At 66.3% G+C, this 15,729-nt stretch carries 13 protein-coding genes and 1 tRNA gene; 8 read left to right on the top strand and 6 right to left on the bottom strand.

Annotated features, from left to right (window positions below):
- The first annotated feature begins 217 nt into the window (after positions 1 to 217).
- A tRNA-Leu gene (locus OHZ10_RS10340) sits at positions 218 to 304 on the top strand.
- A 182-nt stretch (positions 305 to 486) separates the two neighbouring features.
- The gene (locus OHZ10_RS10335) at positions 487 to 783 is read left to right on the top strand and encodes a hypothetical protein (RefSeq protein WP_059233917.1); all 297 of its coding nucleotides are present in this window, start codon (positions 487 to 489) and stop codon (positions 781 to 783) included.
- Positions 784 to 888: 105 nt separating this feature from the next.
- Here OHZ10_RS10335 and OHZ10_RS10330 read toward each other — a convergent pair whose 3' ends face one another.
- From OHZ10_RS10330 to OHZ10_RS10315, 4 genes are all read right to left on the bottom strand, one after another.
- On the bottom strand, positions 889 to 1,119 hold the full coding sequence (locus OHZ10_RS10330) for a hypothetical protein (RefSeq protein ID WP_059233918.1): 231 nt from the start codon (positions 1,117 to 1,119) through the stop codon (positions 889 to 891).
- Positions 1,120 to 1,229: 110 nt separating this feature from the next.
- Positions 1,230 to 2,339: a class II histone deacetylase gene (locus OHZ10_RS10325; protein WP_340624206.1), complete on the bottom strand. Its 1,110-nt coding sequence runs from the start codon at positions 2,337 to 2,339 to the stop codon at positions 1,230 to 1,232.
- A gap of 16 nt (positions 2,340 to 2,355) precedes the next feature.
- Positions 2,356 to 3,564 (bottom strand): MFS transporter, encoded by a 1,209-nt coding sequence (locus OHZ10_RS10320; RefSeq protein WP_174993009.1) that lies wholly within the window; start codon positions 3,562 to 3,564, stop codon positions 2,356 to 2,358.
- A gap of 21 nt (positions 3,565 to 3,585) precedes the next feature.
- On the bottom strand, positions 3,586 to 4,632 hold the full coding sequence (locus OHZ10_RS10315; protein WP_342702337.1) for a porin: 1,047 nt from the start codon (positions 4,630 to 4,632) through the stop codon (positions 3,586 to 3,588).
- Between the two features lie 302 nt (positions 4,633 to 4,934).
- Here OHZ10_RS10315 and OHZ10_RS10310 point away from each other — a divergent pair, with 302 nt between their 5' ends.
- Together OHZ10_RS10310 and OHZ10_RS10305 are read left to right on the top strand one after the other, a co-directional pair.
- The gene (locus tag OHZ10_RS10310; RefSeq protein WP_340624203.1) at positions 4,935 to 6,083 is read left to right on the top strand and encodes a helix-turn-helix transcriptional regulator; all 1,149 of its coding nucleotides are present in this window, start codon (positions 4,935 to 4,937) and stop codon (positions 6,081 to 6,083) included.
- A 100-nt stretch (positions 6,084 to 6,183) separates the two neighbouring features.
- Positions 6,184 to 7,182, top strand: a complete 999-nt coding sequence (locus OHZ10_RS10305; RefSeq protein WP_342702335.1) for a 2-dehydropantoate 2-reductase — start codon at positions 6,184 to 6,186, stop codon at positions 7,180 to 7,182.
- Positions 7,183 to 7,362: 180 nt separating this feature from the next.
- Here OHZ10_RS10305 and OHZ10_RS10300 read toward each other — a convergent pair whose 3' ends face one another.
- The gene (locus OHZ10_RS10300) at positions 7,363 to 7,812 is read right to left on the bottom strand and encodes a MarR family winged helix-turn-helix transcriptional regulator (protein WP_039367176.1); all 450 of its coding nucleotides are present in this window, start codon (positions 7,810 to 7,812) and stop codon (positions 7,363 to 7,365) included.
- A gap of 62 nt (positions 7,813 to 7,874) precedes the next feature.
- Positions 7,875 to 9,020, bottom strand: coding sequence for a glycerate kinase (locus OHZ10_RS10295; protein ID WP_059233925.1), 1,146 nt, complete (start codon positions 9,018 to 9,020; stop codon positions 7,875 to 7,877).
- A gap of 400 nt (positions 9,021 to 9,420) precedes the next feature.
- Here OHZ10_RS10295 and tig point away from each other — a divergent pair, with 400 nt between their 5' ends.
- The 4 genes from tig (at position 9,421) to lon (ending at position 15,617) form a co-directional block, all read left to right on the top strand.
- Positions 9,421 to 10,767: a trigger factor gene (tig, locus tag OHZ10_RS10290; RefSeq protein ID WP_059233926.1), complete on the top strand. Its 1,347-nt coding sequence runs from the start codon at positions 9,421 to 9,423 to the stop codon at positions 10,765 to 10,767.
- Positions 10,768 to 10,907: 140 nt separating this feature from the next.
- The gene (gene clpP / locus OHZ10_RS10285) at positions 10,908 to 11,561 is read left to right on the top strand and encodes an ATP-dependent Clp endopeptidase proteolytic subunit ClpP (protein WP_010092137.1); all 654 of its coding nucleotides are present in this window, start codon (positions 10,908 to 10,910) and stop codon (positions 11,559 to 11,561) included.
- A gap of 163 nt (positions 11,562 to 11,724) precedes the next feature.
- Positions 11,725 to 12,996: an ATP-dependent Clp protease ATP-binding subunit ClpX gene (clpX, locus tag OHZ10_RS10280; RefSeq protein ID WP_006489345.1), complete on the top strand. Its 1,272-nt coding sequence runs from the start codon at positions 11,725 to 11,727 to the stop codon at positions 12,994 to 12,996.
- Between the two features lie 197 nt (positions 12,997 to 13,193).
- Positions 13,194 to 15,617 (top strand): endopeptidase La, encoded by a 2,424-nt coding sequence (gene lon, locus OHZ10_RS10275; RefSeq protein ID WP_059233927.1) that lies wholly within the window; start codon positions 13,194 to 13,196, stop codon positions 15,615 to 15,617.
- The last annotated feature ends 112 nt before the right edge of the window (positions 15,618 to 15,729 follow it).

Here is a 15,729-nt window from a genome sequence, read left to right as displayed (position 1 = left end):
GGGTTCGGGGGACGCGCGGCGGCGCGGTGCCGAAACGTCGAGCGCGGCATTCTAGCACCGCGGCACGACGGGTGCCGGCAGGGCGAGACAAGGCCGCGCGGATCGGGTAGAATCTCGCGCTCGCCTGATCGGGCGTGCCGGTTTTCGGGCCGGCGTGATGTCCCGGGCGCGTGGCGCATGTATCTTGCGTGCCGCGCGGTCAGGCGACGGAAATTGCGCGTGAGTGGCGAAATTGGTAGACGCACCAGGTTTAGGTCCTGACGCCCGCAAGGGTGTGCCGGTTCGAGTCCGGCCTCACGCACCAGAAGTCGGACGCCCCCCGTCAGGGGCCGTTCACGAAAAAGCGCTGCCGGTCGGCTGACCGCAGCGCTTTTTTGTTGGTGCGAATATTCTCCGGACAGGCAGGCCTCGCACGGAAAACCGAGTCGCGTGTAATATCGTGCTCACGTTTCATGCAAGACGCACAACAAAACCGAGAGGCCGCCGATGAAAAACACCATACGCATCCCGATTTCCGTTCTGACGCTGATGCTGGCCGCGCCGGCATTCGCCAATACGCCTGCCGACAACATCGCGTGGAGTGCCAAACCGGTACAGACGGTTACGTCGACGTCGTCGGCGTGTTCCGCGTACTCGGGGCGGGTGATGTCGAGCGGCGAGTCGCTGTCGGCCGAGAACGTGCTGAAAGCGCTCGGCACGTCGCTGGCGGGCGCCTTGCTGGGCGTCGTCACTGGCGGATATCAGGGCGGGGTCTCCAATCCGTGCCCGCGTCCCGGCCTGTGACCGGCGTGCATGCGAATCGCGGTGCCCGCCGCGTTATCTAAGACAAGCCCGATACCCGGCGCCGCGCGTCACCCGACCCGCTGCGCTTCATCATTACAGGCGCGCCTACTCCCAGAAGCTCCGGATTGCGACGGCCACGATCACCGGCACCGAGAACACCAGCGGAATCGCGAAATACTGCGCTTCGCGATCGACGACCCAGCTGTAGATCACCCACGCCGCGCCGATCGCGAACGTGATGAGGCCGACCGTGACGGCAGCGATGTTCAGGACCAGCTTCGATGGCTGGCGGCGCGTTTTGGCGTTGTCGTTGTCATCGCGCGGGGACGATTTCATCGGATGAGTGCGGCATCGGGCCGGAACAGGGATAAAAGCACAGCAAACCCCATCCGCGCGGATCGCGCAAGGGCCGGCGCCTGCCGGCCCCTCATGTCCGTTCCCGCGCGTCAGAACCCGAACGATGCCGCCAGTTCGTCGAGCAGCTCGCGCTGGAACGCAACGAATCGCTCGCCGGGTTGCTGCGCGATCGCGAGATCGAGCATCGGATCGTCGACATCGGTGCGAATGCCGGCCAGTTCCTCGACGATCGCGAGCCCGCAGAAAGGCACGTACGCCTCCGAATACCCGCCTTCGTGAACGATCACGAGCCGCCCGCCGCAATGGCGCTGCGCGGCATCCTTCACCGCGCGCGTCATGAACCGGTAGCTGTCGGTATGCAGCTGCATGCGCGCGAGCGGATCGACCGCGCTCGCGTCGAGGCCGCTTGCCACGACGATCAGCTCGGGGCGGAAGCGCTCCAGCGCGGGCACGACGATCCGCTCGAACGCGTAGCGATACGCATCGTCGCCGCTGCCCGCGAGCAGCGGCACGTTCAGGTTCGCGCCCACGCCCGCGCCTTCGCCGCGATCGTTCGCACCGCTGTAGCCGGGCGGGAAGCAGCGGTCCTGGTGCAGCGAGATCGTCAGCGTGTCCGGATCGTCGTAGTAGATCGACTGCGTGCCGTTGCCGTGATGCACGTCCCAGTCGATCACGGCAACGCGCTCGATGCCGTATTTCGCGCGGGCGGCCTCGATCGCGATCGGAATGTTCGCCAGCATGCAGAAGCCCATCGGCCGGTCGCGCAGGCAGTGATGGCCGGGCGGCCGCGACAGCGAGAACGCATTCGCCGCGCGCTCGCCGACGACCGTATCGACCGCCGCGATCGCGAGGCCGGCCGACAGCGCGGCGATCTCGTAGCTGCCCTTGCCGAACGGCGCGAGATCGCCGAGGTCGCCGCCGTTCGCGTCGCTGAGGGCGCGGAACGCGTCGAGATAATGCGCCGGATGAATCCGCAGCAGGTCGGCGGTCGTGGCCGGCTCGGCGCCGCGCAGGTCGAGTTGCGCGGCGAGGCCCGACGCCTGCACGAGCGACAGGAAGCGGCGCTTCGAATCGGGAGATTCCGCGTAGCCCGCGCTCGACGGCGGCTGCACCCAGCCGCCGACCGGGAAGAACAGCGCGTGCGTGCCGCCGGTGTGCCAGAAGGTGCGTTCGTCGGTGAAAAAGGCAGTGCGATTCATGGATGTGCGTGACCTGTCACGGTTGGGGAGAAAGGGTGGGGCGCGCGCGGCGATCGATATGGCGCAGCGCGGCGAACGACACGATCGCGACGGCCGTCGCGGCCACGAACAGCGCGCGCATCGTGCCGCCGGCGTCGAGCATCAGGCCCGCAAGCAGCGGGCCGGCGGCAAGGCCTGCGCCGATCACGAAATTGAGCGTCGCGACGAGGCGGCCCGACGTGTCGATCTGCGCGACGGTCGCGAGGATGAACGGCAGCACGAACGTCCACGCGAACTTGAACGCGAAGATCGCCGCGCTGTAGCCGCCGGTGTGACGCATCGTGGCAAGCGCGACGAGTGACGCCGCAAGCAGCGCATAGCCGGCCGCCAGCATCGCGCGCCGCGCGAGCCGGCCGCCCGCGCACGAGGCGAGCACCGCGCCGGCGATCCCCATCACGCTCGCGATCGCGAGCATGTTGCCGGTCGACTGCGGATCGAGCCCGGCCTCGGCCGCCGCGCGGCTCGCGAACGTCCACACGCTGCCGATCGCGAGATAGAACGTCAGCACGGCACCGATGGCGAGCACGACGAAGCTGCGCGGCGTTTGCGTCGCGTCGCCGCGCGCCGTGTGCGCGGCTGCCGGCTGCGTGCCGAGCGACGACGGGAAGCCGCGCGACAGCGGCGCCGCGAGCAGGGCGAGCGCGGCGAGCGCAACGTACAGCGCGCGCAGCCCGAATGCGGCGAACACGTGCGGCAGCACGAACAGGCCGACCGCGCCCGCGATCAGCTGGCCGACGACCCACAGGCCGTATACGCGGTCGCTGTTCCTGCTCGTTGCCGCACTCGTCATGCAGAGCACCATCAGCGAGCCGCCGCCGAGCGCGGTGACGGCGCGCAGCGCGAGCAGCGCGGCAAAGCCCGGCATCCACAGCGCGGTCAGCAGGTTGCCCGCGCCGAACAGCGCGACGGCGAATGCCGCGACGCGGCGCGCGTCGACACGACCGAGCCACAGGTACGACGGCACGGTCGCGAGGCTGAACGCACCGAGTTCGACGAAGAAGTACGTGCCGATCTGCGACGCGGACAGCCCGAGCTGCGTCGCGAGCTGGCCGGCGACGGCCGGTGCGACGAGCAGCAACAGCGGCGTGATCGCCGCGAACACGACGAGTGCGGCGAGCGTCGAGCGCGCGAATGTCGACGCGCGGCCGTCGGGCGAGAGTGCGGCATCCGGAGACAGGGTTTTCATGGCGGAATCTCGTTGGAGGAATCAGAACAGGTGGTACATCCCGACCATCGCGCCGAACTGCGACGCACCGGCGAGCGGCGTCGGATCGTATTCGTAGACGGTCTGCGAGCTCTGGCCGCTGTTGCGCGCGTAGCCGAGGTTCACGTACGCGACGGTGCGTTTCGACAGCGCGTACGTGGTGCTCGCGATGAACAGCGTCGGGTGGCCGATCGCCGGCGTGCGCGAATCGGTGTGGTAGACGCCCGCGTTCAGGCCGATGCCGTTCGACGTCAGGTAACGCGCGCCGCCCCAGACGATCGTGCGTGCCGCGTCGAGGTCGCCGGTCAGTCGTTCGACGCCCGCATAGACGGTGAGCGGCAGCGTCGCGAACGCATAACGCGCGGCGAGCGTGCCGAGTTCGCGACGTCGTGAGGACGTGTCGTCGGCTGCCGACACATCGCCGTATGCCTGATGCAGCACCGCGCTGACCGACAGTCCGTTGCTCGTGTACTGGCCGCCGAGTTCGAGCACGCGTCCGGCGCGCGTATTGCCGGCGACGCCGGACGTCGCGGCGAGCGCCTCGACGTCGAAGCCCGCGAACGTCGGCGACTGGTACTTCACCGAATGGTCGATGAAGTTCGCATTCAACGGCACGAGCACGCCCTGGCCGCTATACGACGCATACCAGAGCGGGTCGTAGAACAGCGTCTTGTCGAACAGCACGCTGAACTGCCGGCCGAGCGTGACGGTGCCGGCGGGCCCCGCGATGCCGACGTAAGCGCCGCGGAAGAACGCGTAGCCCGGCACGGTCGCGGTGCCGTCGTTGACGTTGAGGCCCTGTTCGAGCTTGAACAGCGCCCGCCAGCCGCCGCCGAGATCCTCGTGGCCCTTGATGCCGATCTGCGACGGCAGGATGCCGTAGTTCTGCAACTGCACGGCCGAGTGGCGTCCGTCGGCGTGCGTCAGGTATTGCACGCCGGCGTCGAGCGCGCCGTACAGCGTGAGGGCGGACTGCGCATGCGCGGCGGCGCTGCACGCGGCAAGCGTCGCGGCGGCCGCGGCCGTGCGGATGAAGCGGGGTGTCGTCACGTGGGGTTCTCCATACCGTCCTGCATCGGTGTGTCGTTGGTGTTGTCGCGACGCAGTGTCCGCAGCGGGAAAGCCTTCGAACAGTCGTCCAGATGAACGGTGTGGAAAACCCGCGGTGCGCGGCACGGACGCGGTGGCATGCCGCAGTGCGGCGTGCTGCGCAGCAGCAACGCGATGCGCACCGTTCAAATGGATGGGGTTGGCGGCCGTTCCGGCACCTTGGCCTGCCAAAAAAGCCGCTCGCTATAATCGGCCGGTGTCGTAGCGCACATCGGCAGCCCGATCGGGCAGGGGAGCGAAAGGTGAGGATCACGACGGATATCGGGCAGGATCTCGAAGCGCTGCGCGACGTGCCGGCCGCCATCGTGCTCGATGAATTCGCATGGCCGCCGCTACCGTCCCGGCGTGCCGATTTCGACGGCGTCACGCGTGGCGACGCGTCGCAGCGCGAACTCGGGCTGATGCTGCTCGACCTGTACGCGGTCGCCGCGCAATCCGGCATCGGCGAATTCGAGTACCGGTTCTTTTCGTTGCTGCAGGCGCTCATTCCGTTCGATGCCGCGTGGACCGGCGTCGCGACCCATGCGCCGACCGGCCCCGTGATGCACAACAGCTTCCTGTACCGCCTGCCGCACGCGTTCTTCATCGACTGGAAGCGCGTGCGCGATTGCGACCCGCTCGCGCACCGCACGTTGCACGGCGCGCATGGCCGCGCGGTGCGGCTGACGGTCGTCGAGCCGGGGCTCGACGTGCGGTTTCGCGACTGGTGCGTGAAGTACGGGCTCGCACAGCTGATGTGCGTGTGTACGCTCGATCGCCGTTTCGGCCTGACGACGTTCATGTCGATCTACCGTCAGGGCCTGAACCGGCCGTTCAGCGAAGACGACGCGCGCCGTTTCGAGGAAGTGATTCCGCACCTCGCGGCTGCGCTGACGATCAATCGTGCCGCGCAGCTCACGCGCGAGCGCGCCGACACGGTTGCACCGGCGGCGCGTGCGCTATGCGACAACTTCGGTGTGCTCCACCATGCCGATCACGGCTTCGACGACGTGCTGCGCACCGAGTGGCCGGCCTGGGGCGGCGCGCGCGTGCCGGAGCCGCTCGTCGCGCACCTGCGGCGCCAGTCGGGCCAGCCGTTCGTCGGCGACGCGCTGCGCATCCAGTGCGTGCCGGTCGCGGGGCTGTTCCAGATCGAGGCGCGGCCCCGTTCGCTGCTCGACCGGCTGAGCCCGCGCGAGCTTGCGGCGATCCGTTATTACGGCTCGGGGCGCTCGCACAAGGAAGTCGCGCAGCAGATGGCGATTTCGCCGACGACCGTGCGTCACTACCTGCGTTGCGCGTACCGCAAGCTCGGCATGCACGACAAGAGCCAGATCGCGGGCGTGCTCGGCGCGACAGGCGGCAGCATGGCCGACGATGAACCCGTCGAAGCCGGCAGCATGCCGCGCTGAAGTGAACGAACGCGGGCGCACGGCGCGCTTCCGCACGAATGGTTGTGCCCGCAACCATTGAGCGTTATGCTCGTCAGCTCCCAGGAGACGGAATTCCATCATGAACGACACGAATTCAGGGTCGGTGCGCGCGGCGGTGGTCGGTGTCGGCGCGATCGGCGGGTTGCTCGCGGCCGCGCTGTCGCGGGCCGGCATGACCGTGAGCGCCTATGCGCGCGGCGCAACGCTCGACGCGCTGAACACGTACGGCGTGCGCGTGATCGACGAAGCGGGCACCACGTCGTCGGTGCCGGTGCGGGCAAGCGATGACGCGGCCGCGCTCGGCGTGCAGGACTACGTGGTGATCGCGCTGAAGGCGCAGGCGCTGCCGGCGCTGGCCGCGCGCATTGCACCGCTGGTCGGGCCGGACACCGTGATCGTCGCGGCGATGAACGGGTTGCCGTGGTGGTTCACGCACGGCCTCGCAGGGCCGGTCGACGGCGTGCCGCTCGATGCGGTGGATCCGGCCGGCGCGGTGTCGGCGGCGTTGCCGCCCGCGCAGGCGATCGGCTGCGTCGTGCACCTGTCGTCGAGCACCGACGCGCCGGGCGTCGTGCGCCGCGGGCGCGGCAACCGGCTGATCGTCGGCGCGCCGGACCAGCGGCTCGCCGACGCCACGGCGCGGTTTGCCGCGGCGCTTGCGGCAGGCGGCTTCGACGTCGAGTCGACGCCCGCGATCCGGACCGAGATCTGGACGAAGCTGTGGGGCAACATGAACATGAATCCGCTGAGTGCGCTGACGGGTTCGACGGCCGAGCAGTTGCTCGACGATCCGTTCACGCAGGAACTTGCGCTGCGGATGATGGAGGAGGCGGCCGCGATCGGCGCGAAGCTCGGCCTGTCCACCGGGATGACCGGGCCCGAGCGGATCGCGGTGACGCGCAAGCTCGGCGCATTCAAGACGTCGATGCTGCAGGATGTCGAAGCAGGGCGTTCGCTCGAGATCGGGCCGATCCTCGGCGTGTTCCCGGAGCTCGGCCGCAAGCTTGGCATGCCGACTCCGTACTGCGACGCAGTGCTCGGGCTGTTGCGCCAGCGCGCGACGAACAGCGGGCTGTAATACGCGCGGGGCCGCTGAATTCGCGGCCGCCGGCAACGCGGCAACGCGCGATGCCGCCGCATGATGCAAAACGGGCCGCCCGGATCGCGCATGACGCGACCCGGGCGGCCCGTCTGATTCGTCGGATCAATACTGCCCGCTGCGTTCGGCCGTCCGGCGATGCCGGGGCCGTGACACGGCTCAGTCGTCCCGCTCGGTGGCGTGCGCGACGACCTTGTCGAGCAGCCGCTCGAACGTCTGACGTTCGCTGTCGGACAGGCATGCGAGCAAGCCGTCGTTCCACTTGCGCACGATCGGCATGATCTTGCGATGCAGCGCGCGGCCGTCGGCGGTCAGCGCGATCAGCACGATCCGGCCGTCTTCCTCGCTCGCGCTGCGCTCGAGCAGGCCCTGGCGCAGCAGCGCCTCGGCCGCGCGGCTCGCCTGGCTCTTGTCGAGATTGGTGTGGCGCGCGAGATCCATGATCGAGAACGGGCCGAACGCGCCGACGGCGGCGATCACGCGCGCCTCGGGCAGCGAGATGTCGAGCTTGTGCCGGTACACCTCGCCGATCCCGCGGTCGGAGCGCTTCGTGAGCGCGTGGAGGCGATAGGTCAGAAACTGATCGAGCCCGGCTTGACGGCCTTTCATGTCGAATCCTGAAGAAAAAGGGCGGGCCCGATTGTTCCTGTATCGCGCGCTCGGGTCAACGGTCAGTGTGCGCCGTACTTCAGGCGTGTCAACTGTTCTGCTTCGTTCGCGAGCAGATTGGCCGCGTCGCGGATCGCGACGTCGAGCGTGATCGGCCCGGGGGCCGGCGAGAAGCAGCCGGAAAAATGTTCGGACAGGCGCGGCAGCGCGGCCGAATCGACCGCGCCCGACAGCAGCGACGCGGGGACACCGGCGGCCTGCGCATGCCGGCATGCGATGAACGGCGCCTTGCCGTGCAGCGTCTGCACGTCGGAACGGCCTTCGCCGGTGATCAGCCAGTCGGCGCCGGCGAGGGCGGCGTCGAGCCCGACCTGCCGCGCGACCACTTCGGCGCCGGCTTCGAACTGCGCGCCGAGCATGTGCAGCGCGAAACCGAGGCCGCCCGCGGCGCCCGCGCCCGGCAGGTCGCGGCTGCGGCGGTCGAGTGCGGCTTCGAGCAGGTCGGCGAAGCGGGCGAGGGCGGCGTCGAGGGTCGCGACCTGCGCGGGCGTCACGCCCTTTTGCGGACCGAACACGGCGGTCGCGCCGTGCGCGCCCGTCAGCGGGTTGTCGACGTCGGACATGCCGACGAATTCCGTTTCCTTCAGGCGCGGGTCGAGCCCCGACGCGTCGATGCGCGCGATGTCGGCGAGTCGCGCCGGCACCGGCTCGACCGGCTGGCCGCTTGCATCGAAGCATTGCAGGCCGAGGCCGGCGAGCAGCCCGGCGCCGGCGTCGTTGGTGCTGCTGCCGCCGAGCGCGACGAAGAAGCGGCGCACGCCTTCGTCGAGCAGCGTGCGGATCGCCTCGCCCATCCCGCGCGTGCTGCGCGCGTCGACCGGCACGCTCATGCCGACCGGATCGGTAATGCCGACGATCTCGGCCGTCTCGACGATCGCGGTGCGCGCGTCGATCACGCCGACTGCCGCGTCGCGTGCCGCGAGCGATGCGCCGGCTACCCGCAGCGTGCGGCGCGTGCCGCCGCCTGCCAGCATCGCATCGAGCGTGCCTTCTCCGCCGTCGGCCATCGGGCAGCAGCGCACGACGGCGTCGGGCCGGGCGCGGCGAATGCCGGTGGCGATCGCGTCCGCGACCTGCTCGGCGGAAAGCGAGCCTTTGAACGAATCGGGCGCGATGACGACGACAGGCGCGGACGGGTGTTGCGGCATGGTGTCTCCGGAAGGCGTGATTGGTGTGAAGAATGGCGGGGCCGCAATGGCAGCTCACTCTCTATCGGAGCTTACAGGATGGCGGGCCCGTGGTGGATACGGCGTTCGGCATAGCGGCGATCCGCGCGCATTGCCGTGCAAGGGGCCGTCGACACGGCGGGGACACGCGTGTGTCGCGCTGATCTGGCGGTGAGAGGAAAATTGTTTGCTAGAATAGTCGATTCTTCCGGCCAAAGCCGTGCTCCGAGCCGCTTGCGCTAGCCATCCGGCACGTGCAGGGATGGCGTGGCGCTCCGGCGCGGCGTGTGAAGGTGACGCTTGATGTGACGCACTTCACGCCGCAGGCAGGCACGGCAAGGAAAACCCGATTCGCTCGAATAATTTTAGGACGATTGAAGCCATGGCTAACGTTGTTGAGAACCTCGGCAAGCTTGAACGCCGCGTGACGATTTCCCTGCCGAAAGACACCGTGCAGAAGGAAATCGACGCCCGTATCCAGAAACTCGCGAAGAACGTGCGCATGCCGGGTTTCCGCCCGGGCAAGGTGCCGCTCAAGATGGTCGCGCAACAATACGCGGGTCAGGTCGAGGCAGAAGTGCTGAGCGACAAGATCGGCCAGGAATTCTTCACGATCAGCCGCGCGGAAAACCTGCGCGTCGCCGGCCAGCCGAGCTTCGAGCCGAAGCAGGAACAGGCTGAAGATGCGTACGCGTTCGACGCGACGTTCGAGGTCTACCCGGAAGTGCAGATCGGCGATCTGGCGACGGCTGAAGTCGAGCGCTCGACGACGTCGATCGGCGACGCTGAAATCGACCGCACGCTGGACATCCTGCGCAAGCAGCGCGTCCACTTCCACGCACGCGGCGAAGCCGGCGAGCACGGCGACGGCGGCGCGGACACCGCAGCGAAGAACGGCGACCGCGTGACGGTCGACTTCGTCGGCAAGATCGACGACGTCGCGTTCCAGGGCGGCACGGCCGAAGATTTCCCGTTCGTGCTCGGCGAAGGCCGCATGCTGCCGGAATTCGAAACCGCCGCACTGGGCCTGAAGGTCGGTGAAGCGCGTACGTTCGACCTGAAGTTCCCGGACGATTACCACGGTGCCGACGTCGCGGGCAAGACCGCGCAATTCACGGTCACGATGAAGAAGATCGAGTGGCCGCACCTGCCGGAAATCGACGGCGAATTCGCGAAGTCGCTCGGCATCGAAGACGGCGACCTCACGAAGATGCGCGGCGAGATCAAGGACAACCTCGAGCGCGAAGCGAAGCGCCGCACGCAGTCGATCGTCAAGAACCAGGTGATGGACGCGCTGCTGAAGATCTCCGAACTCGACGTGCCGAAGGCACTGATCGAGCAGGACCAGCAACGTCTCGTCGAAATGGCTCGCCAGGATCTGGCGCAGCGCGGCGTGCCGAACGCGAAGGACGCACCGATCCCGGCGGAAATGTTTGCCGAGCAGGCCGAGCGCCGCGTGAAGCTGGGCCTCGTGCTGGCCGAGCTGGTGAAGTCGAACGGCCTGGAAGCGAAGCCGGAACAGATCCGCGCGGAAGTCGACGAGTTCGCGAAGAGCTACGAAGACCCGAAGGAAGTGGTCCGCTGGTATTATTCCAACCAGCAGCGCCTCGCCGAGATGGAAGCGTTCGTCGTTGAAAGCAACGTCGTCGATTTCGTGCTGGGCAAGGCGAAGGTGACGGACAAGGAAGTGAGCTTCGAGGCACTCGCGAGCGCATCGGCGCAAGCGTAAGTGTTGCTCTAGCGGCGTGCCGGCTGTCGGAGCGACGGCCCGCACGCCGTTTTTACGTCAAGCGCACGGTTGCCATTAATATGGCGATTGAGCGGGCGGCTTCCTTCCGTTCAATTTTCCATTCGAACAAGGTTCATTGAATGATCACTCGCGCTGAATTGCTGGACATGCTTGCTTCGAACGCGCCGCAGGGTTTCGAGGCGCAAGCGCTGGGGCTGGTGCCGATCGTCGTCGAAACGAGCGGCCGCGGCGAGCGTTCGTACGATATCTACTCGCGTCTCCTGAAGGAGCGCCTGGTGTTCATGGTCGGCGAAGTGAACGACCAGACCGCCAACCTCGTGGTCGCGCAATTGCTGTTCCTCGAGAGCGAGAATCCCGACAAGGACATCAGCCTCTACATCAACAGCCCGGGCGGCTCGGTGTCGGCCGGCATGGCGATCTACGACACGATGCAGTTCATCAAGCCGGACGTGTCGACGCTGTGCATGGGGCTCGCGGCCAGCATGGGCGCGTTCCTGCTCGCGTCGGGTGCGAAGGGCAAGCGCTTCGCGCTGCCGAACTCTCGCGTGATGATTCACCAGCCGCTCGGCGGCGCGCGCGGCCAGGCATCCGACATCGAGATCCAGGCACGCGAAATCCTCTACCTGAAGGAGCGGCTGAACCAGTTGCTCGCGCAGCACACGGGCCAGGACGTCGAGCGCATCGCGCGCGACACCGACCGTGATAACTTCATGTCGAGCGAGGATGCGAAGGCATACGGGCTGATCGATCAGGTGCTGCTGAAGCGCCCGTGAGCATAAGTGGGGTGCCGCCCCGATTCGTGCGGCGGCCCCTGCTGTCCCGAACGCCCTGAGCATCTGCGGCAAGCACATCCAGCCGGCTCCGGTCGCGCCCTAGGCGCGGCGTCCGGAGCATTCGGCGTATCATGTCATTTACCTGTCCGGAGGCTCTACATTCATGGCGGACAAAAAAGGTTCGAACAGCGAGAAGCTGTTGTATTGCTCGTTTTGCGGGAAAAGCCAGCATGAGGTGAAAAAACTCATCGCGGGCCCGTCGGTGTTCATCTGCGATGAATGTATCGACCTCTGCAACGAAATCATTCGCGACGAGGCGGCTGCCGCCGGCGTCGAGGCCAGCCTGTCCCGGTCGGATTTGCCGAGCCCGCAGGAAATTCGCGACATCCTCGATCAGTACGTGATCGGCCAGGAGCGCGCGAAGAAGATCCTCGCGGTGGCCGTGTACAACCACTACAAGCGCCTGAAGCATCTCGACAAGAAGGATGACGTCGAGCTGTCGAAGAGCAACATCCTGCTGATCGGCCCGACGGGCTCCGGCAAGACGCTGCTCGCGCAGACGCTCGCGCGGTTGCTGAACGTGCCGTTCGTGATCGCCGATGCGACGACGCTGACCGAAGCCGGCTACGTCGGCGAAGACGTCGAGAACATCATCCAGAAGCTGTTGCAGAACTGCAACTACGAGGTCGACAAGGCCCAGCGCGGGATCGTCTACATCGACGAAATCGACAAGATCAGCCGCAAGTCGGACAACCCGTCGATCACGCGCGACGTGTCGGGCGAGGGTGTCCAGCAGGCGCTGCTGAAGCTCGTCGAAGGCACGATGGCGTCGGTGCCGCCGCAGGGCGGCCGCAAGCATCCGAACCAGGATTTCATCCAGGTCGACACGACCAACATCCTGTTCATCTGCGGCGGCGCATTCGACGGTCTCGAAAAGGTGATCACCGATCGCACCGAGAAAACCGGCATCGGCTTCGGCGCAACGGTCAAGAGCAAGCAGGAGCGCGACGCGGGCGAAGTGCTGCGCGAGACGGAACCGGAAGACCTGATCAAATTCGGGCTGATCCCCGAATTGATCGGCCGCCTGCCGGTGGTCGCGACGCTCGGCAAGCTCGATGAAGCCGCGCTGATGAAGATCCTGGTCGAGCCGAAGAATGCGCTCGTCAAGCAGTATCACAAGCTGTTCGCGATGGAGCGCGTCGAGCTGGAAATCCGGCCGGGCGCGCTGCAGGCAGTCGCCCGCAAGGCGATCCGCCGCAAGACCGGCGCGCGCGGTTTGCGTTCGATCATCGAACAGGCGCTGCTCGACGTGATGTACGAGCTGCCGACGATGAAAGGGGTCAGCAAAGTCATCATCGACGAGAACGTCATCGATGGCGACGGCAAGCCTTTGCTGATCTACGAGGACACGCCGAAGGTGGCGGGTTCGAACTGACCGGCTTGCCGACGATGTTCTGCGAAAAAGGCCGTTCATGAGACCGTGGGCGGCTTTTTTTCGTTTATCTTGTGGGTAACTCTGACTCGACACGCGGTGGTTACTTTCTTACCGAATATTTCCCGCACTTGAAGGCTTGCAATTCGTTGTGGCGGCCTCAATTACCGAACAATTGATTCCACTCATGGGGAAATGAAATGTCAGGCACCCAACTTCTCCCGCCGGAACGCATCACGCTCCCGCTGCTGCCGCTGCGGGACGTCGTCGTTTTCCCGCACATGGTCATTCCGCTCTTCGTGGGCCGGCCGAAATCGATCAAGGCCCTCGAAGCAGCGATGGAAGGCGGCAAGCACATCATGCTCGTCGCCCAGAAAACCGCGGCCAAGGACGAACCGACCGAAAAGGACATGTACGAGGTCGGTTGTATCGCCAACATCCTGCAGATGCTGAAGCTGCCGGACGGCACCGTGAAGGTGCTCGTCGAGGGCCTGCAGCGCGCGAAGGCGTTGTCGATCGAAGAACAGGAGACGCAGTTCTCCTGCGAAGTGATGCCGCTCGAGCCCGATCACGCCGACAGCGCTGAAACGGAAGCGCTGCGCCGTGCGATCGTGTCGCAGTTCGACCAGTACGTGAAGCTGAACAAGAAGATCCCGCCGGAGATCCTCACGTCGCTGTCGGGCATCGACGAAGCCGGCCGCCTCGCCGACATGATCGCCGAGCGCCTGCCGCTGAAGCTCGACCAGAAGCAGCACATCCTCGAGATGTTCCCGGTCATCGAGCGCCTCGAGCACCTGCTCGCGCAGCTCGAAGCCGAGATCGACATCCTGCAGGTCGAAAAGCGCATCCGCGGGCGCGTGAAGCGCCAGATGGAAAAGAGCCAGCGCGAGTACTACCTGAACGAACAGGTCAAGGCGATCCAGAAGGAACTGGGCGAAGGCGAAGAGGGTGCGGATCTCGAGGAACTCGAGAAGCGCATCAACGCCGCGCGCATGCCGAAGGAAGCCAAGAAGAAGGCCGACGCCGAGCTGAAGAAGCTGAAGCTGATGTCGCCGATGTCCGCGGAAGCGACCGTCGTGCGCAACTACATCGACACGCTGATCGGCCTGCCGTGGCGCAAGAAGAGCAAGGTCAACAACGACCTGTCGAACGCCGAGCAGGTGCTCGACGAGGATCACTTCGGCCTCGAGAAGGTCAAGGAGCGGATCCTCGAGTATCTCGCGGTGCAACAGCGCGTGGACAAGGTCAAGGCGCCGATCCTGTGCCTCGTCGGGCCTCCGGGCGTCGGCAAGACCTCGCTCGGCCAGTCGATCGCCCGTGCGACGAACCGCAAGTTCGTCCGGATGGCGCTCGGCGGCGTGCGTGACGAAGCCGAGATCCGCGGCCACCGCCGTACGTACATCGGTTCGATGCCGGGCAAGATCCTGCAAAGCCTCGCGAAGGTCGGCGTGCGCAATCCGCTCTTCCTGCTCGACGAAGTCGACAAGATGGGTATGGATTTTCGCGGCGATCCGTCGTCGGCGCTGCTCGAAGTGCTCGATCCGGAACAGAACCACACGTTCGCCGACCACTACATCGAAGTCGACTTCGATCTGTCGGACGTGATGTTCGTTGCGACGTCGAACTCGCTGAACATCCCGCCGCCGCTGCTCGACCGGATGGAAGTGATCCGTCTGTCGGGTTACACGGAAGACGAGAAGGTCAGCATTGCCCAGCGTTACCTGCTGCCGAAGCAGAAGAAGAACAACGGGCTGAAGGACGGCGAGATCGACGTCACCGAACAGGCGATCCGCGACATCATCCGCTACTACACGCGCGAAGCCGGTGTGCGTTCGCTCGAGCGGGAAGTGTCGAAGATCTGCCGCAAGGTCGTGAAGATGCTGCTGCTGAAGAAGGCATCGGGCGCGATCAAGGTCGATGGCGAGAACCTCGACACGTTCCTCGGCGTGCGCAAGTACGACTTCGGCCTCGCGGCGAAGGAAAACCAGGTCGGTCAGGTGACGGGCCTCGCGTGGACGGAAGTCGGCGGCGATCTGCTGACGATCGAAGCCGCGGTGATGCCGGGCAAGGGCAACGTGATCCGTACGGGTTCGCTCGGCGACGTGATGAAGGAGTCGGTCGAGGCTGCGCGTTCTGTCGTGCGCTCGCGCTCGCGCCGTCTGGGCATCAAGGACGAAGCGTTCGAGAAGCAGGACATCCACATCCACGTGCCGGAAGGTGCGACGCCGAAGGACGGTCCGTCCGCAGGCGGTGCGATGACGACCGCGCTGGTGTCGGTGCTGACGGGTATCCCCGTGCGTGCCGATGTCGCGATGACGGGCGAAATCACGTTGCGTGGCGAAGTGCTGCCGATCGGCGGGCTGAAGGAAAAGCTGCTGGCTGCGCATCGCGGCGGCATCAAGCTCGTGCTGATTCCGGAAGAGAACGTGAAGGATCTCGCGGACATTCCGGACAACGTGAAGAACGCGATCGAGATCGTGCCGGTTCGCTGGATCGACAAGGTGCTGGAACTCGCGCTCGAGCGTTCGCCGACTCCGCTGCCGCCGGAAGAAGAGGCGAAGGCAGCAGCGCCGGTCGGCGAGGCGGCGAAGGATGCCGGCTCGACGGAAGTCGTCAAGCACTGAGACCTGGAACGCCGTCGTTGCTGACGGTTGTTCACGAAACCCGCGGCATGTCCGCGGGTTTTTTTATGCGCTTCGGAAGCGTGCGCGCGAATGTTAAAAAAATTCGCGGATG

The sequence above is a fragment of the Burkholderia arboris genome (genome assembly GCF_038723655.1).
In the GTDB taxonomy this organism is placed as follows: domain Bacteria; phylum Pseudomonadota; class Gammaproteobacteria; order Burkholderiales; family Burkholderiaceae; genus Burkholderia; species Burkholderia arboris.
This window is presented reverse-complemented; position numbering and strand designations above follow the sequence as displayed.